The sequence below is a fragment of the Streptomyces sp. NBC_01669 genome (genome assembly GCF_026339735.1).
GTDB classification, from domain to species: Bacteria; Actinomycetota; Actinomycetes; order Streptomycetales; family Streptomycetaceae; genus Streptomyces; species Streptomyces yanii.
Genome location: NZ_JAPEQG010000002.1, coordinates 878,827 through 894,492 on the forward strand (window position 1 = coordinate 878,827; position 15,666 = coordinate 894,492).

Sequence of the window (15,666 nt, forward strand, 5' to 3'; positions counted from 1 at the left end):
GGGTGCGATTTTCCTGAGGTGAACATCTCGGATCAGGCGGTCAGCCTGAATTCGGCCTGGTCGGGGCTGGTGTAGAATCGTTCATGCTCGCGTGCGGTGTGGTAGGCGCAGTAGGTGTCGAGGTCGTTGTCGGCGGTGAGAGCGCGGAGACGGAGGACGGCTTCGGCTCCTTCGAGGCCCCAGCGGGCTCCCGTGATGTCGAGACGGTCGCCGACGAGGTGGCGGCAGGCGCCTTCGACGGCGCCGGTGGAGATGGGCCGGCCGGGCCTGCTCCGGCGCTTGCTGTAGTCCCACCGGCGCGCCACGAGCCTTCGATGCCACGCCAGCACGGTGCCCAAAGTCACCGGGAACACCTGCGCCCAACGACGCCGGGGTATCAACGAGGACAACGCCGCGAACCACAGCCGGTCCGCCGGCCCGTAGCCCACCGGACCTGCACGTTGCCTGCGCAGCACCACGTTCTCGTGCCGCAGGACAAGAAGTTCGGCGTCCTTGGCCACCTGCCCACGCAGCAGCAACACCGGGACCGACAACAGCTTCCTCGTCACCCGATAGACCAGCGAGACAATCACCCGCGGCATCGTCCCACGCGACCCTGAGCGCCACCAGACCCCCTACGACCTGCAGCGACGCATTTCTGAACGGTACAAGGAAGCGGAGCCTCGGTAGAACTGGCAGTCGACCAAGACAACCGTTCACTCACCGGTGGCTCCGCTGTCCGGACAGTCTGCCATCACGCGTGTCGTCACGGTGGCCGAAGGGCTCTATGCACCGGGCCACCTGGGCGAGTTGACCAGGATCGTTCCGTTCGAGCTGGTCGATGCCGTGCTTGTCGAGTGCGGAACCCTCCAACAGCGGCTGCGGAAACTGCCAGCACGGGTGGTGGTCTACCTGCTGCTGGCCGCGGCCCTGTTCGAGGACTGCGGATATCGCGAGGTATGGCGCAAGCTCACCGGCGCCCTGGTGGGGCTGCCGCTGGTTGAAGTGACCGCGACCGCGCTGTGGCACGCCCGCTGCCGACTCGGTGTCCGCCCGGTGCGGGCCCTGTTCGACCTGCTGCGCGGACCCGCCTGCGCGATCCGTACGACCGGAGCACGCTGGATGGGCCTGCTCGTCGTCGCGATCGACGGCACCCACCTGGACGTCGCCGACGACCAGGCGGTCCGCGCCAGCAAGGGATCCAACCAGTACTCGCGGCGCCGGGCCTGGACATGTACGCGTTATTCGTCCTCGCCCCCGTGGCCATGACCGTCTCCTACGGCCTCACCAACCGCAACCCCTTCAATCCCCCGACCCGCTTCGTGGGGCTGGACAACTACACCCAGCCCATCCTCGTCTGCTACCTGGTGTTCCAGAGATACTTCGTCAAGGGCCTCACCGGCGGAGCCACCCAAGGGGGAGCCCCGCCGCCACCGGACGAAGCCCAGGCTCCCTTGATCACGATGCCAGGACGCGGCCGGCGGCGACGGTTGATGCCACGGTGCCGCCGGTGACGACGGCCCAGGCCGCGACGACCGGGACGCGGGTGCTCCAGGTGCGCAGCGCGGGCGAGGAACGCGTCGCGACCGCGCAGTACCACAAGGCCGACGCCGGTCAGGGTCAGCGCCATGCCGGCACCGAACGCCGCCACAATGGCGATCGCCGCGCCGACCTGGCCGGTCAGCAGCCCGGTGAGGAGGGCGAGGAACGCGGACGGGGAGGGGAGCAGGCCGCCGGACGTGCCGAGCAGCAGGATGCCGCGCCAGGTGAGCAGGGACGTGGACGTCGGGACGTGGTGGCTGTGGCCGTGGTGGTGATCGTGGTCATGCCCGTGATCGTGGCCATGGTGGTGGCCATGGCTGTGACCGTGCTTGCGGTTGGTCAGGTGGCGCCGGAGCAGTCCGACGCCCACGGCGACGACGACCAGGGCTGCGATCAGCTGCAGCCAGTTCGTCACCGCTGCGACGTCCGGTGCGTGCTGGGCGACGAGCCACCAGCCCACGGCAAGTACGGCGACCGATGCGGTGTGCATGACGGCCACGACGGCGCCGAGCCACACCGCGTCCCGCGCCCTGCCCTGGCCGCCCACGAGGTACCCGGCGGCGAGCGACTTCCCGTGGCCGGGGGCGCAGGCATGGAAGGCGCCCACCGCTGCCGAGACGAGAAGGGCCAGGGGCAGCACGACACCGTGGTCCAGCAGTGCCGCAAGGTCTGTGGTCCACACGGTCGTCGGCCCCGTGGATGCGGTGGCGGCGGAGCTGCCGGCTCCGGCGAGGGCGAGAGTAAGGGTGGGCTCGCTCGCCGTGTGCAGGCCGCCGCCACCCTTCTTGGTCACGGAGATCGTGCGATAGGCCGGGTTGACGTCGATCAGCGCGGTGATGGTCAGGGCGACCGTGTCCACGGGTTCGGGGCAGGTGTAGCGGATCACGGCGCCCTTGCTCGCGAGCCGCGCAGTGTCCACCGCCCCGAGCCGGCATGCGCGCCCGTCCTGGAGCACGGTGATGTGCGAGCCGAGGTAGGCCGCCTCGTCCCCCCTGGCAGCCTGGTGCAGGACGTCCAGGTCGTTCTGCTGGGCCGACCAGGTGATGTCCACGATGCCGAACCACCACCGACAAAAACCCGCAGATCATCATCCTCACCCACCGCATCGGGCACCTCATCGTCTGCCGCACCGACCGCCTCACGACCGCCCGCCAGAGACAACTACTCGCCCTGCGGGAACGCTGCGGCATCCGCCTCACCCTCCTCTGGCACCAACCGGCCGGCCCGGCCCTGAGAACACTCCTCGAAGAAACCCCGTACCACCTCATCGACACCCTCCCCCACGCCCGTATCGCTCTGGGCCAGACGGGGTGTCCGCCGACAGGTACCAGAAGGGCGGGGCAACACCGACCTCCAAAACCGTCACACCGCCAAGACGCCGGGCAATGGACCGCCCCTCAGACGCCGCCCGTGGGATCGGTCGTAGACCGCCCCGCACGCACACGGTGCCAGGGCGCACCCGAGCTCGCCTCCACGAGGAACGGACCACCCACGCGAGGACATGACCGCACACCAGTAGACGTCCTCGCCGCGCGGCTGACCACGGTGGCGCACCCCCTGCACGCCACAGCCCTGACCATCCACGCGGTCACCCGGGCAGACATCAGCCGACTCGCGCTCATCCGCGGCATCGACATCAACGAAACGACAACCGGCGTCAAAATCCACGACAGCACAGCCCACCGCAGATGCCAGGTCCACCCCCTCCCCACCTGGACACGCCCCCTCATACACGCAGCCGGCATCCACGGACAACTCAAGGACCGCATCAGCCCCAGATCAGGTGGCTGTGTCTGGTTGTCCCTCGTATGGCGAGGGTGGGACGGGCCAAGGCGCCTGGCGGTTGGGGTGAAGCCCCGGCAGGGCGGGCGTGATGCCTGCGCCCTGCCGGGACGGGGTGGGTCGTCAGTCGGCCAGGCCGACGACGTTGATCTCGGCAGCCGTGGTCCACGGGTTGCCGTTTACTTCGCTGAGCGCGCGCAGCCGGACGTAGTGCGCGCTGACCGGGGTGAAGCAGGCCTCCTGTTCCGCGGAGGTGTTGGTCCAGGTTCCGGTGGCGACCGGGTTGCCCCAGTTGGTGCCGTCCTTGCTGGTGTACACCTCGTACTTGGCGATGCGGCCGTTGGCACTGTTCTGGCGTGGCAGGTAGGACAGGCAGGACACGGTGTGGTCGCCGCCGAGGTTGAGCTGGATCTCGTGCGGCATCGGTGCGGCGGTGCCGGACCACTTGGTGTGCCAGATGGTGTCCGGGTTGCCGTCGACGGCGTTGGTGGCCGGGGCGTTCTCGCCGGAGGTCTCCTCGCTGTCCACGTAGGCCACCGTCACGGGCAGGTTCGGCGGGCGGACCGTCACCTGGATGGTCTTCGTGACCACGTCACCGGCTGCCTGGGCAACCCGGACGGTGACCGGGTAGGTGCCTGTGGGAGTACCGGCCGGAGCGGTGAGGTGGATGGTCACATCGCGGGCGGTAGGAATCGTGCCGGAATGGACGTCGTCGAACTCCGTCTCGCGCGGGTCCACGGTGAGCTGCTCCGGCGCGCTGACCTTGATCGAGGCGGCGGTGTCACTGGGTGCGGTGAGGAGGGTGGTGACCGTCAGGTCGGTGCCGGAATCGCCAGGGTGCACGATCGGCTTGGCCGGGGACACCTGGACCACGGCACGGCGCTGAAGGTCCGGCACGTCGGCGAGGGCGGGCGGTGCGTCGGCGGAGTTGGTGCCCCAGTCCGAGTGGGTGGCGCCGACGGTGAAGGAGAGGTTCTTGCCCTGCCGGATGTCCTCGGTCGTGATGTAGGTGTTCCGCAGTTTCTTGCCGCCGAGCTGTGCGGACTGGATGTAGCGATCGGTGTCCGAGCTGCCGGGCGCGGTGATGGTCATCGAGCCCTGCGGGTAGTACCGCTTGTCCAGGGTCAGGTCGACCCGGTCGAAGATCGGCGTTGACAGACCCCACAAGTCCGTACCCGGCGTCACCGGGTAGATCCCCATCGCGGACAGCACGTGCCACGACGACATCTCGCCGAGGTCGTCGTTGCCCGTGACGCCGTTCGGCGCGTTCGTGAACAGGGTGAGCGCGGCGTGCACCACGTCGGTGGTCTTCCACGGCTGCCCGGTGGACAGGTAAGTGTACGGGGCACCCAGGTTGGGCTCATTCTGCGGGTTGTACTTGTCCGTGCCTGACTGGCTCGTTGTCCATGTGTTGCGGGCCGTGCCCGCTGGGTCCTTCAGCAGTTGGTCGTAGGCGAAGAACGAGTCCAGCCGGTCATTCGCCGCGTCCTTGCCGCCGATCAGATCGACCATACCGGGCACGTCCTGCGGGACGAGCCACATGTACTGCCACGCCGAGCCCTCGTGGAAGCCGAAGCTCGTCTTCGGGTCTGTCGGGCCTGCGAACATGCCGTTGGTGTCGCGGGCACGGAAGAAGCCAGTACGCCGGTCGAAGACGTTGCGGTAGTTCTGGCCCCGGGCCAGGTACCGGTGGGCGTCCGACAGATGGCCGAGGTCCTTGGCCATACCGCCGACCGCGGCGTCGGCGAGCGCGTACTCCAGCGTCGCGGAGGCGCCGTGCCGGAAGTCGTTGTCGGCCCACTTCGTCTGCGGCCGAACCAGGTCGTTCGGGACGTAGCCGTCAGCGAGGTACTCCTTGTTGGCCTCGCGTACGGAGGAATACGAGTCGGCCTGCGGCACGGTGTCCAGGTGCTTCTTCAGCGCCTGGTACGCCTCCTCCTCGTGCCCCTTGAGCAGGCCCTGCCGCCAGGCGTCGACCAGGAACGGGGTGACCGGGTCGCCGGTCATGACGTTCGTCTCGACGGTGGCGTACCCCCACCGCGGCAGGTGCCCGCTCTCGTCGCCGACCCGCAGCAGGGACAGCGCCATGTCCCTCGACTCGTGCGGCGCAAACAGCGACAGCAGCTGCTGCTGGGTGCGGTAGGTGTCCCACAGCGACCAGTTCTGGTAGTACGTGAACCCGTCCGCGGAGTGCGTCTTCTGGTCCCAGCCCCGGTAGCGGCCGTCCACGTCGCTGCCGATGTTCGGCGCCAGGAGCGAGCGGTACAGCGACGAGTAGAACGTGCGCTGCTGCTCGTCGCTCCCGCCCTGCACGCGGGCCTGCCCCAGCCGGTCCTGCCACGCCTGCTTCGCCGCAGCGGCCGTCGCGTCGAAGGTGCCGCCGCCCTCTGCGGCGAGGTTCTTCGCGGCGCCGTCCTCGCCCACCCACGACAGCGCGGTGACCGCGGTGACCTGCTGGTCCTGCGTCGCGTCGAACGTCACATAGGCGCCGCCCCGCCCGGTGGAGGTCGAGGTGCGGCTGCCCGCCGTCACAGCGTCCCCGCTCCAGGTGCCGTACGACTTGAACGGCCGGTCGAACCGGGTCGCCGTGTACACCGTGTACGGCGGGGTGTCCTGGCAGAAGCCGCTGCCAGTGATCGCGGTGACCACCGTGTGGTCGTCCAGCACGGTCACCTTGCTGCTGGTCACCCTGTGCAGCGCCTGACCGGAGTTGAGGAGCACATTGGCCTGGCCGGTGGCCGGGAAGGTGTAGCGCTGCCACCCGGTGCGGTGGGTGGCACTCAGCTCGGCAGTGATCCCGGTGCCCAGCTTCACCTTGTAGTACCCGGGGGAGGCGGTCTCGTCGGCGTGGCTGAAGGGCGCCGCGTACGTCGCGTTGTCGGTCGACGTGATCGCGCCCGTGGTCGGCAGTGCCGGCAGGTCGCCGCCGAGCCCACAGCCCACACCGGACACGTGCACGGCGCTGAACCCGCGTATGCGGTTGTGGTCGTAGTTGTAGCCGACGCTGTGCCCGGTGTCGGGCGACAACTGCACCATCCCGAACGGCATGGCCGCTCCGGGGTACGTGTTGCCCTCGTCCTTCGAGCCGATGAACGGGTTGACCAGGTGAGTGAGGTCACCCGTGTCCGCAGTCGCCTCGGAGCTTGATGACAACGTTGTCATCCCTGCGAGAAGGGCGGCAACTGCTGTCACCGCCATCGCTCGCAAGCGTGGAGTTCTTGATGCCATGTGATTCCGCCTCAGATGGAGAACGTGGTCGCAGCTCCAGAGATGCCCAAGGACCAGGGGGCTTGGAGGTGGGGGAACAACGTGCGACTCAGGTAGCGAGATTCTTGGCCCAAACGGTCTTCGGTGTCAATGCAGGCGAGGCCGGCTGTCTTCCGCCGGACTGCACCTTGCTCGACAGGGGGTTGGTGTTGCCCGATGTGCGCGCGGCGTCGGTTGGGTGACGGGGCGCCCGTTGCCGCTGCAACTGAACCCGTCGCCGCATCCGAGCGGCATGCGGGATTTCAAGGACGTCCGCCGCGCGCCCGGAGCGCGCACGACAGGGATGCGCCTACTTGGTGAGCGGAGCCAGCTTGGGATCGTTGGCGTACGCCTCGGCCGCGTTGGCCTTGGTCACGATCACCGGCGGGAGCAGGTAGGACGGGACGACCTTGACGCCGTTGTTGTACGACTTGGAGTCGTTGACCTGCGGCGTACCACCGCTCTGCAGCGACTTGATCATCTTGATGGTGTCCGCGACCAGCTTGCGGGTGTCCTTGTTGATGGTGGAGTACTGCTCGCCGGCCATGATGGACTTGACCGACTCGGCCTCCGAGTCCTGGCCGGTGACGACCGGCAGCGGCTTGCCCGCACCCTTGACCGAGGTGAGGATCGCCCGGGCGAGGGTGTCGTTCGGCGAGAGGACACCGTCGAGGGTCTTGCCCCCGCTGTAGGTCGAGGTCAGCAGCGAGTCCATGCGCTGCTGGGCGTTCTCGCTCTTCCAGCCCTGGACGGCGGTCTGCTTGACATCGGCCTGGCCGGAGCCGACCACGACGTCGCCCTTGTCGATGTACGGCTTGAGGACATCCATCGCGCCGTTGAAGAACACGCCGGCGTTGTTGTCGTCCGGCGAGCCGGAGAACAGCTCGATGTTCCACGGCCTGGTCGGCTTCTTCGCCTTCATGCCGTCCAGCAGCGCCCGGCCCTGCAGCTGGCCGACCTTGAAGTTGTCGTACGCGATGTAGTAGTCGATGTCCGGCGTGTTGGTGAGGAGGCGGTCGTAGGCGATGACGATCGCACCGGCCTCCTTGGCCTGCTTCACCTGGGTCGAGAGCTGCGCGGCGTCGGTCGCGCCGATGACGATGACCTTCGCACCCTTGGTGACCATGGTGGAGATCTGGGCCTGCTGGTCGGCGACGGTGGTCGACGCGCCCGCGTACTGCACATCGGCCTTGAAGCCCGCCTCCTTGAGGCCGTTGACGAACTGGTCGCCGGCGAGGACCCAGTTCTCCGAGGTCTTGGACGGCAGCGCGACACCGATGAGGGAGTTGGCCGCGAAGCCCTTGGCGGGGGCGCTGTCTCCGCCCTCGCCCTGGCGTTCGTTGGAGCAGGCGGTGGCGCCGAGCGCCAGTACGGCCGCTGCACCGACCGTCAGTGCCTTGGTGAGGATTCTGCGCATCGTGGAATACCTTTCATGGGCTGCAGGAGGTGAGTCCCGCGGGGGATGTTCGCCGGGGTGTGCGTCGTGCGGTGCGTCAGCCGACGGCCGGGGCCTTGGAGCTTTCGCCGTGTGGGGCGGTCCGGGCTGCCGCGGACGCTGTCTCCTGCCGGCGGAAGGGCCGCGTGAGCGAGCCGATGACCGAGAAGTGGCCCTGGCTCTTGTTGTAGACGTCGAGCGCGACGGCCAGCAGCAGCACCAGGCCCTTGATGATCTGCACGAGGTCCACGCCGACGCCCATGAGCTGCAGGCCGTTGTTGAGCAGCGCCATGACTAGGCCGCCGACGATCGAGCCGCTGATGGTGCCCAGGCCGCCGGACACCGCGGCCCCGCCGATGAACACTGCCGCGATCGCGTCGAGTTCCCAGCTCAGTCCGTCCTGAGGGCCGGAGGCGGCCGACCGGGCCACGAAGATCATGCCCGCCAGGGCGGCGAGGACCGACATGTTCATCATGACGAAGAAGTTGACCCGCTTGAGCTTCACACCTGACAGCTCCGCGGCGCGCGCGTTGCCGCCGACCGCGTAGATGCGCCTGCCGCCAACGGTGTTGCGGGTGTAGAACGAGTAAGCCAGTACCAGAACGATCAGGATGATGCCCGACACCGGGAGGCTCGTGCCGACCCGGCCGCCCGCGAAGCGCAGCGTGGCGAAGACGATGACGCCCACCATCACGACGAGCCGCACACCGGAGATCCACAGCGGCACCGGCCGCGCACCCATCTCCTGCCGGGTGCTCCGGGCACGCCACTCCCGCCACACCACTGCGGCGCAGGCGATGGCGCCCAGCAGCAGGGTCGGGTTGTTGTAGCCGGTGCTGAGGCCGAACTCGGGCAGGTAGCCCGCGCCGATCGTGCGGAAGCCCCCGGGGATGGGGACGGTGTCCGCGTTGCCTATGAACTGGTTGCCGCCGCGGAACACCAGCATGCCCGCCAGCGTGACGATGAACGCGGGGACGCCGATGTAGGCCACCCAGAAGCCCTGCCACGCGCCGATGACCGCGCCGACCGCCAGGCCGAGCAGGATCGCGGCCGGCCACGGCAGGTCGTAGTTCTGCATCGCCTTGGCGACGACGATCCCGGTGAACGCCGCGACGGAGCCGACCGACAGGTCGATGTGCCCGGCGACGATCACCATCAGCATCCCGATGGCCAGGATGAGGATGTACGAGTACTGGCTCACGACCGCGATGAGGTTGCCCGACGTCAGCGTGAGGCCGTTGGTCAGGACCTGGAACAGCAGGATGATCGCCACCAGGGTGAAGATCATGCCGAACTGGCGGCTGATGGAGGTGGTGCCCCCGAAGAAGTTCTTCTTGAGGTCTTGGTATCCGCTCATGACACCGGTGTTTTCTTAGTAGTGGTCATCTGCTTCATGAGGAGTTCGGGATCGGCCTCGGCGCGCGCGACCTCGCCGGTGATGGCTCCCTCGAACACGGTGTAGATGCGGTCGCACAGGCCGATCAGCTCGGGCAGTTCGGAGGAGATAACGACGACCCCCTTGCCTTGCGCGGCGAGCCGCTGGATGATCCCGTAGATCTCGAACTTGGCGCCGACGTCAATGCCGCGCGTCGGCTCGTCGAGGATCAGCAGGTCCGGGTCGGTGAACATCCACTTGGCCAGGACGACCTTCTGCTGATTGCCACCGGAGAGCTTGGCGACGCCCTCGTCGACCGTCGGTGTCTTGATCCTCAAGTCACGGCGGTACTCCTCGGCGACGCGGTGCTTGGCGGCCTCGTCGATGACGCCGTACCGCGCGACCTTCGCGGGTTTGGCGGCCACGATGGAGGTCTTGATGTCGTCGAGGAGGTTGAGACCGATCGCCTTTCGGTCCTCGCTCACGTACGCCAGGCCGTGCCTGATCGCGTCGGAGACCGACTTCAGCTGGATCTCCTCACCGTTCAGGTAGATGTGGCCTCCCTGCCAGACCCCGTAAGACCGGCCGAACAGGCTCATAGCGAGCTCGGTGCGCCCGGCCCCCATCAGGCCGGCGAATCCGACGATCTCGCCGCGGCGCACGGTGAAGCTGGACCCCTTGCACACCAGGCGCTCGGTGGAGATCGGGTGACGCACCGTCCAGTCGCGGACCTCGAAGAACACCTCACTGATGTCGGGGGTGTGCTCGGGGAATCGGCTGCTGAGTTCGCGTCCGACCATGCCGCGCACGATCCGGTCCTCGTTGACTCCGCCGGCCCGTACGTCGAGCGTCTCGATGGTCCGCCCGTCGCGCAGGATCGTGATCGAGTCGGCGACTGCCTCGATCTCGTTGAGCTTGTGCGAGATGATGATCGAGGTGATGCCCTGCCGCTTGAACTCGCACAGCAGGTCGAGCAGATGCCGGGAGTCGTCCTCGTTGAGCGCGGCGGTCGGCTCGTCGAGGATCAGCAGCTTCACGTCCTTCGCGAACGCCTTGGCGATCTCGACGAGTTGTTGCTTGCCGACGCCGATGTCCTTGATGAGCGTGTCGGGGTCCTCTTTGAGGCCCACCTGCTCCATGAGCTCCAGGACGCGGCGCTGGGCGCTCTTCCAGTCGATGGCACCGCGCTTGCGCGGTTCGTTGCCGAGGAAGACGTTCTCGGTGATCGACATGTCGGGAACCAGGGCCAGTTCCTGGTGGATGATGACGATGCCCGCGTGCTCGCTGGCCCGGATGTCGCCGAAGCGGACCTCCTCGCCCCGGTAGAGGATCTCGCCGCTGTAGGCGCCGTGCGGGTACACCCCGCTGAGCACCTTCATCAGCGTCGACTTCCCAGCGCCGTTCTCCCCGCAGATGGCGTGGATCTCGCTCTCGCGCACCACCAGGTTGACCTCGGCCAGGGCGGTCACGCCCGGGAAGGTCTTGGTGATTGAGCGCATCTCGAGCAAGACCTGGGCGGCGCTCATGACAGGGGCTCCGCGCCGTGCGGCCCGCCTGGACCGGGCCGGGCCGGTCCAGGCGGGGCAAACGATGACGTTGGCATCAGCTTCTCCGAAGGTCTTTTCTCGCGTCCGGGCCACTTCATGTGCCGCAGCGACGTCTGGTGGCGAGGACTGTAAATCCATTTGCTTTACTTAGTCAACGCCCCGGTGCAGACTGACGCTTGGCGGGCGAACAGGAAGGACCTCCAGTGCGACAAGCAGGCACGAATCTGCCCAAGGTGGGGCGGTACAACCGGGCGGTGGTGCTCGAGCAGATCCAACTCAGCGACGGCATCAGCAGGCTGGAGATCGCCCAGCACACCGGCCTGACCGCGCAAAGCGTGTCCGGGATCGTCCGTAAGCTGATCGACAAGGGCATCGTCCGCGAGGACGGCGCCAGCCGGGTGAGCAAGGCGGGGAAGCCCCGCACCACGCTGCGGATCAACGCCGACGCGGGCAGCGCGGTGGGACTGCACTTCGACCCAGCCGAGCTCGCGTGCGTCGTGGTGGACCTCCTTGGTGAGCCCCTGGCCACCAAGCGTGTCCCGACACCGGCGGGCGCCGTCCCGGCCGACACCGTCGCCGCGATGGCCGACCTGGTCGCGGACGTACTGGAGCAAGCGGCCGTGCCGCGCGAGCGCGTCCTCGGCCTCGGCCTGGCCTGCCCCGGCCCGATCGACCTGGAGCACGGCATTGTCGTCGCGCCGCCCCAGCTGGCGCACTGGAACCACGTCCCTATCAAGCAGATGCTCAGTGAAGCCACAGGCCTGGCCGTCACCCTGGACAACGACTCCACCGCCGCCGCGGTCGGCGAACGGTGGGCGGGCGCCGGGCGAGGAGCCGTGAACTTCGCGTACTTCTTCTTCGGCACCGGTATCGGCGGCGGTCTGGTCCTCAACCACCAGGTCTACCGGGGTGGGTCGTTCAACGCCGCCGAGTTCGGCCACCAGACGGTGCTGCTCGACGGCCCGGAGTGCTACTGCGGCAACCGGGGCTGCCTGGAGACCCTCGTGAGCCCGGCCGCGATCGTCGCCGAGACGCACCGCAGGCTCGGCGCCGGCGGTGAGAGTTCGCTGGCCGAACGGTTCGGCGCCGACCCAGCCCTGGTCGACAACGCCGCAATCAACGACGCGGTGGCGGCCGGTGATCCACTGGCCGCCGCAGTCCTCGACCAAGCGGCACGTTACGTCTCATCCGTGGTCGTCAACGTCGTCAACGCCACCGATGTGGACCTCGTCGTCCTGGGCGGCCACGGAATCCGGAACGTCGAGAAGCTCTTCGTCGACACCGCCCAGTCCGCCGTGTCCACAAGGGCGATGTCCCGGCACATCCGGGTGGTCGACGTGACGATGTCGCCGCTGGGCGCCGACGCCGCAGTCGTGGGTGCCGCGGCGCTCGTCCTCCACACCACCTATTCGCCGCAGCTGTCGGCGCTCCTCTCGGACTGATCCCCATGGAAAGGACACTCATGGCCCAGGAAGTCGTACTCGCGGTGGACATCGGCGGCACCAAGATCAGTGCAGGCCTGGTCGACGCACAGGGGCAGGTGTACCGGCACGCCGAGGTCGCCACACCCATCCCCGGCTCCCTACTCAACGACGCACTTCGCGGGCTGCTCACGTCCGTGGTGGACACCACGGCACCCAGGGCCGTCGGACTGGCGTGCGCGGGGCCGGTGGATCCACCGCGCGGCACCGTGAGTCCGGTCAACATCCCGGCCTGGCGGGACTTCCCGCTGATCGACCTGGTCCGCGACATCGTGCCCGGTGCTCCGGTCGACCTCGTGGGCGACGCGATCGCCGCCGCGCTGGGCGAACATTGGCTCGGCGCCGGACAGGGCATAGCCTCGATGCTCGGCATCGTCGTGTCCACGGGTGTCGGCGGCGGCCTCGTGCTCAACGGGGTGGCGTACGCCGGTCCCAGCGGCAACGCGGGCCACATCGGCCACGTGGTGGTCGACCCCGCCGGACCGCAGTGCACCTGCGGTGCGACCGGCTGTGTCGAGGCGTACGCCAGTGGCCCGTCCATGGTGCGCTGGGCCCGCGAGCAGGGCTGGACCGGGCCCGACGCCCGCGCGCTCGCCGCCGACGCGGCCCGCGGTGAGGCCGTGGCCGTCGCCGCGTTCGACCGCGGTGCCCGGGCGCTGGCACGTGGCATCGTCGGAACCGCGACGCTGTGCGACGTCGACCGGGTCGTGATCGGCGGCGGGGTGGCGGCCGCCGGCCCGGTCCTGTTCGAGCCACTGCGGAAACACCTGGCAGACTCGACCACCCTGGATTTCGTCCGGCGCGTGACCGTGAAACCGTCCACCCTGGGCCGGCACGGCGGCCTGCTCGGCGCCGCACGCACCGCTCTCCTCGCACCTGTGGTCGACACCGCGTCGCGCCCGTGACCGACGCCGCGCCGCACAGCCCCAGGTCGCGCTCAACGCCTTGAGCATCGCCTGAATCACCCACGGGGTCGCGCCCCCTCCCCCGAACAGCGGGGCCGGCCCCGCCCACCGATCTCCGCATATCCCTGACCCCACCCGACAACCGAGGCGGACATGAGCGAACTGCTCCGACTGCACAACCCGGTCCGGCCCTACGACTGGGGCTCACACACGGTTCTTGCCGACCTTCTCGGCCGCCCGAGCCCGACGGCGGGCCCCGAGGCAGAGCTCTGGATCGGGGCGCACCCGGGCGCCCCGTCCATCCTCCCCGACGGCAGGTCGCTGCTGACGGCGGTCACCGACGCCCCTCGGCCCATGATCGGTCCGGGCACCGACCGGCTCCCGTTCCTGCTGAAGGTTCTCGCGGTCGAGCGGCCGCTCTCCATCCAGGTGCACCCGGACGCCGGCCAAGCCCGCGACGGGTACGAGCGCGATGAACGCACGGGACTCGCTCCTGGCGACCCGAAGCGCAACTACCACGATTCCTGGCCCAAGCCCGAACTCCTCTACGCGCTCACCGCGTTCGAGGCGCTGTGCGGGTTCGCCGAGCCCGAACAGGCCGCATCCCTGCTGACCTCGACCGGTGGTACACGGCTGCGCCGGGTGGGCGATGTCCTGGTCAGTGGCGGGCCTTGCGCAGCGGTCACGCTGCTGGGCCGCTGGCCCGAGGACGACCGCGCCGCGCTGGTGGACGAGGTACGCACCAGCCGCGCGGACATCCCCGAACTCGTGTGGGCCCGGCGGCTGGCAGAGCTGTACCCCGACGACCCCGGCGTCGTCACCTCGCTGCTCATGAACCGGGTGACGTTGGCACCCGGTCAGGCGCTGTTCGCCCGTCCCCGCACCCTCCACGCCTATCTGCGCGGTACCGGCGTGGAGATCATGGCGAACTCCGACAACGTCCTGCGCGGCGGCCTGACGGCCAAGCACATCGACCTCGCCGAACTCCAGGCCGTCACCGATTTCGCTCCTTCGACGCCCGAAGTGGTGCAGGCGGTGGAACTGCCCAACGGGGAGGACCTGTACCCCACCCCGGCGGCCCAGTTCCAGCTCACCAGAATCCGCGGCGATGTCGAGGTCCGCGCTCCCGGCCCGGGCGCGCTGCTGTGCATCGAGGGCGAACTCACCGCCGAACGCGGGTCGGCTCGCGAGACCCTGCGCCGAGGCGAGGTGCTGTTCGTTCCCGCAACGGGCGGCCTCCTGCGCGTGACCGGATCCGGGCTCGCGTTCCGCGCCTCGATCCCGTCCTGACCGGCATCCTGTACGACACCCGACCGGGCGGCCGCATGCGGGAAGCCGGCCACCCGGCAGCGGTTCGAGGCAGCTGCGACGAACTGGCAGCCCACCAGATCCGACTCACGCTCCGAAGCGTTCGTCCCTGCGGGCCGCCGGACGGCCGCCGATCCAGCTCCTGCCAGATCTTCCTGGATGCTCCTACGCGGGCTCAGCGGCCCAAACATCAAGCGGTGTCGGCGGACAGCCCCCTACCGATTTTCACGCCCGCGAGGCGTCATCCGCAGGTGAACGGCTGACTCCTATAGATGTCAAGCGGCAGGAGCGAGGTCGTTTTGACCCGTGGGGACCACGATCCGCGGTCCGAAAGGGATCACGGTCTCTTCGCGGTGTACGTAGGCTCTGGATGCGCGTGGTCGACCGGGGGCGCGCCGGGCCTGTGCCCGAGGAGTTAGACGAAGGGAGCGTTCCGCTGTGACGCATGCTCAGGAGGAAGAAGTCCTGGCCCGGATCGCCAAAGGGCTTGTCTACACCGAGTCGGAAGCGGCCTTCCAGGGCCCGCGACGCCGCACCGAGCAGATCTTCGAGTACAACCACACACCACCGAGCGAAACGGAGAAGCGTCGATCGCTGCTCGTCGCGATATTCGGCTCGGTCGGTGAACGCACGGTGCTGCTGCCGCCGTTCCACGCCGGGTTCGGCAGCAACGTCCACATCGGCGACGACTTCTTCGGGAACGTGAACCTCGCGTTCGTCGACGACGTGGACATCCGCATAGGCAACGGTGTCATGATCGCGCCCAGTGTGACGCTGACCACGACGGGACACCCGGTGCATCCCTCACGACGCGCTGACTTCGGACGGTTTTCGGAACCGATCGTGATCGAGGACAAGGTGTGGATCGGTAGCAACACGGTGGTCCTGCCCGGCGTTCGTATCGGATACGGGTCGGTCATCGGCGCCGGCAGCGTCGTCAGCCACAGCATTCCCCCGATGACCGTCGCGGTCGGAACCCCTTGCCGGGTAGTCCGCCCCATCACGGACGAGGACCTCACCACACGTACCGCCGGACATTAGTGGTGGTGGCGGAGGACCATCGTCC

General features: G+C 68.5%; 10 protein-coding genes and 2 pseudogenes. 5 read left to right on the forward strand and 7 right to left on the reverse strand.

From position 1 onward, the window contains the following. Window positions 1-32: 32 nt before the first annotated feature. Window positions 33-263: pseudogene (locus tag OG972_RS45045) on the reverse strand (ISKra4 family transposase); the annotation flags it as partial. Between the two features lie 442 nt (window positions 264-705). On the opposite strand from OG972_RS45045, the gene OG972_RS45050 reads away from it, so the two are divergent. Continuing rightward, window positions 706-1,248, forward strand: coding sequence for a transposase domain-containing protein (locus OG972_RS45050; RefSeq protein ID WP_266992399.1), 543 nt, complete (start codon window positions 706-708; stop codon window positions 1,246-1,248). 91 nt (window positions 1,249-1,339) lie between these two features. On the opposite strand, the gene OG972_RS45055 is transcribed toward OG972_RS45050, so the two are convergent. The 6 genes and pseudogenes from OG972_RS45055 to mmsA all read right to left on the reverse strand — a co-directional run bounded on the left by OG972_RS45055 (window position 1,340) and on the right by mmsA (window position 10,885). After that, on the reverse strand, window positions 1,340-2,572 hold the full coding sequence (locus OG972_RS45055) for a sulfite exporter TauE/SafE family protein (RefSeq protein WP_266992401.1): 1,233 nt from the start codon (window positions 2,570-2,572) through the stop codon (window positions 1,340-1,342). An 854-nt stretch (window positions 2,573-3,426) separates the two neighbouring features. After that, window positions 3,427-4,200 carry a discoidin domain-containing protein gene (locus OG972_RS45060; protein ID WP_266993014.1) on the reverse strand — a complete coding sequence of 258 codons (774 nt, stop codon included), beginning with the start codon at window positions 4,198-4,200 and terminating at the stop codon, window positions 3,427-3,429. A 6-nt stretch (window positions 4,201-4,206) separates the two neighbouring features. Then, a pseudogene (locus tag OG972_RS45065) lies at window positions 4,207-6,501 on the reverse strand (GH92 family glycosyl hydrolase); the annotation flags it as partial. Window positions 6,502-6,859: 358 nt separating this feature from the next. Beyond that, a complete protein-coding gene (locus OG972_RS45070) occupies window positions 6,860-7,966 on the reverse strand; it encodes a sugar-binding protein (RefSeq protein ID WP_266992403.1) in 1,107 nt (368 codons plus the stop codon). Between the two features lie 76 nt (window positions 7,967-8,042). Then, window positions 8,043-9,341, reverse strand: coding sequence for a multiple monosaccharide ABC transporter permease (gene mmsB, locus OG972_RS45075; RefSeq protein WP_266992405.1), 1,299 nt, complete (start codon window positions 9,339-9,341; stop codon window positions 8,043-8,045). Next, entirely contained in the window at window positions 9,338-10,885 is a 1,548-nt protein-coding gene (gene mmsA / locus OG972_RS45080; protein ID WP_266992407.1) for a multiple monosaccharide ABC transporter ATP-binding protein, read from the reverse strand. The genes mmsB and mmsA overlap by 4 nt, the downstream gene beginning before the upstream one ends. A 224-nt stretch (window positions 10,886-11,109) precedes the next feature. Here mmsA and OG972_RS45085 point away from each other — a divergent pair, with 224 nt between their 5' ends. The 4 genes from OG972_RS45085 (at window position 11,110) to OG972_RS45100 (ending at window position 15,641) form a co-directional block, all read left to right on the forward strand. After that, window positions 11,110-12,348, forward strand: coding sequence for an ROK family transcriptional regulator (locus OG972_RS45085; RefSeq protein WP_266992409.1), 1,239 nt, complete (start codon window positions 11,110-11,112; stop codon window positions 12,346-12,348). A gap of 20 nt (window positions 12,349-12,368) precedes the next feature. Beyond that, the gene (locus OG972_RS45090) at window positions 12,369-13,292 is read left to right on the forward strand and encodes an ROK family protein (protein ID WP_266992411.1); all 924 of its coding nucleotides are present in this window, start codon (window positions 12,369-12,371) and stop codon (window positions 13,290-13,292) included. 153 nt (window positions 13,293-13,445) lie between these two features. Then, a complete protein-coding gene (gene manA / locus OG972_RS45095) occupies window positions 13,446-14,582 on the forward strand; it encodes a mannose-6-phosphate isomerase, class I (protein ID WP_266992413.1) in 1,137 nt (378 codons plus the stop codon). Between the two features lie 456 nt (window positions 14,583-15,038). Continuing rightward, complete coding sequence (locus OG972_RS45100; RefSeq protein WP_266992415.1) at window positions 15,039-15,641, forward strand: sugar O-acetyltransferase; 603 nt, start codon at window positions 15,039-15,041, stop codon at window positions 15,639-15,641. The last annotated feature ends 25 nt before the right edge of the window (window positions 15,642-15,666 follow it).

Excerpts from the sequence above, each read along its gene's own strand:
- mmsB (WP_266992405.1), bottom strand. The coding sequence starts at position 9,341 with ATGAGCGGATACCAAGACCTCAAGAAGAACTTCTTCGGGGGCACCACC.
- OG972_RS45070 (WP_266992403.1), bottom strand. The coding sequence starts at position 7,966 with ATGCGCAGAATCCTCACCAAGGCACTGACGGTCGGTGCAGCGGCCGTA.
- manA (WP_266992413.1), top strand. The coding sequence starts at position 13,446 with ATGAGCGAACTGCTCCGACTGCACAACCCGGTCCGGCCCTACGACTGG.
- mmsA (WP_266992407.1), bottom strand. The coding sequence starts at position 10,885 with ATGAGCGCCGCCCAGGTCTTGCTCGAGATGCGCTCAATCACCAAGACC.
- OG972_RS45090 (WP_266992411.1), top strand. The coding sequence starts at position 12,369 with ATGGCCCAGGAAGTCGTACTCGCGGTGGACATCGGCGGCACCAAGATC.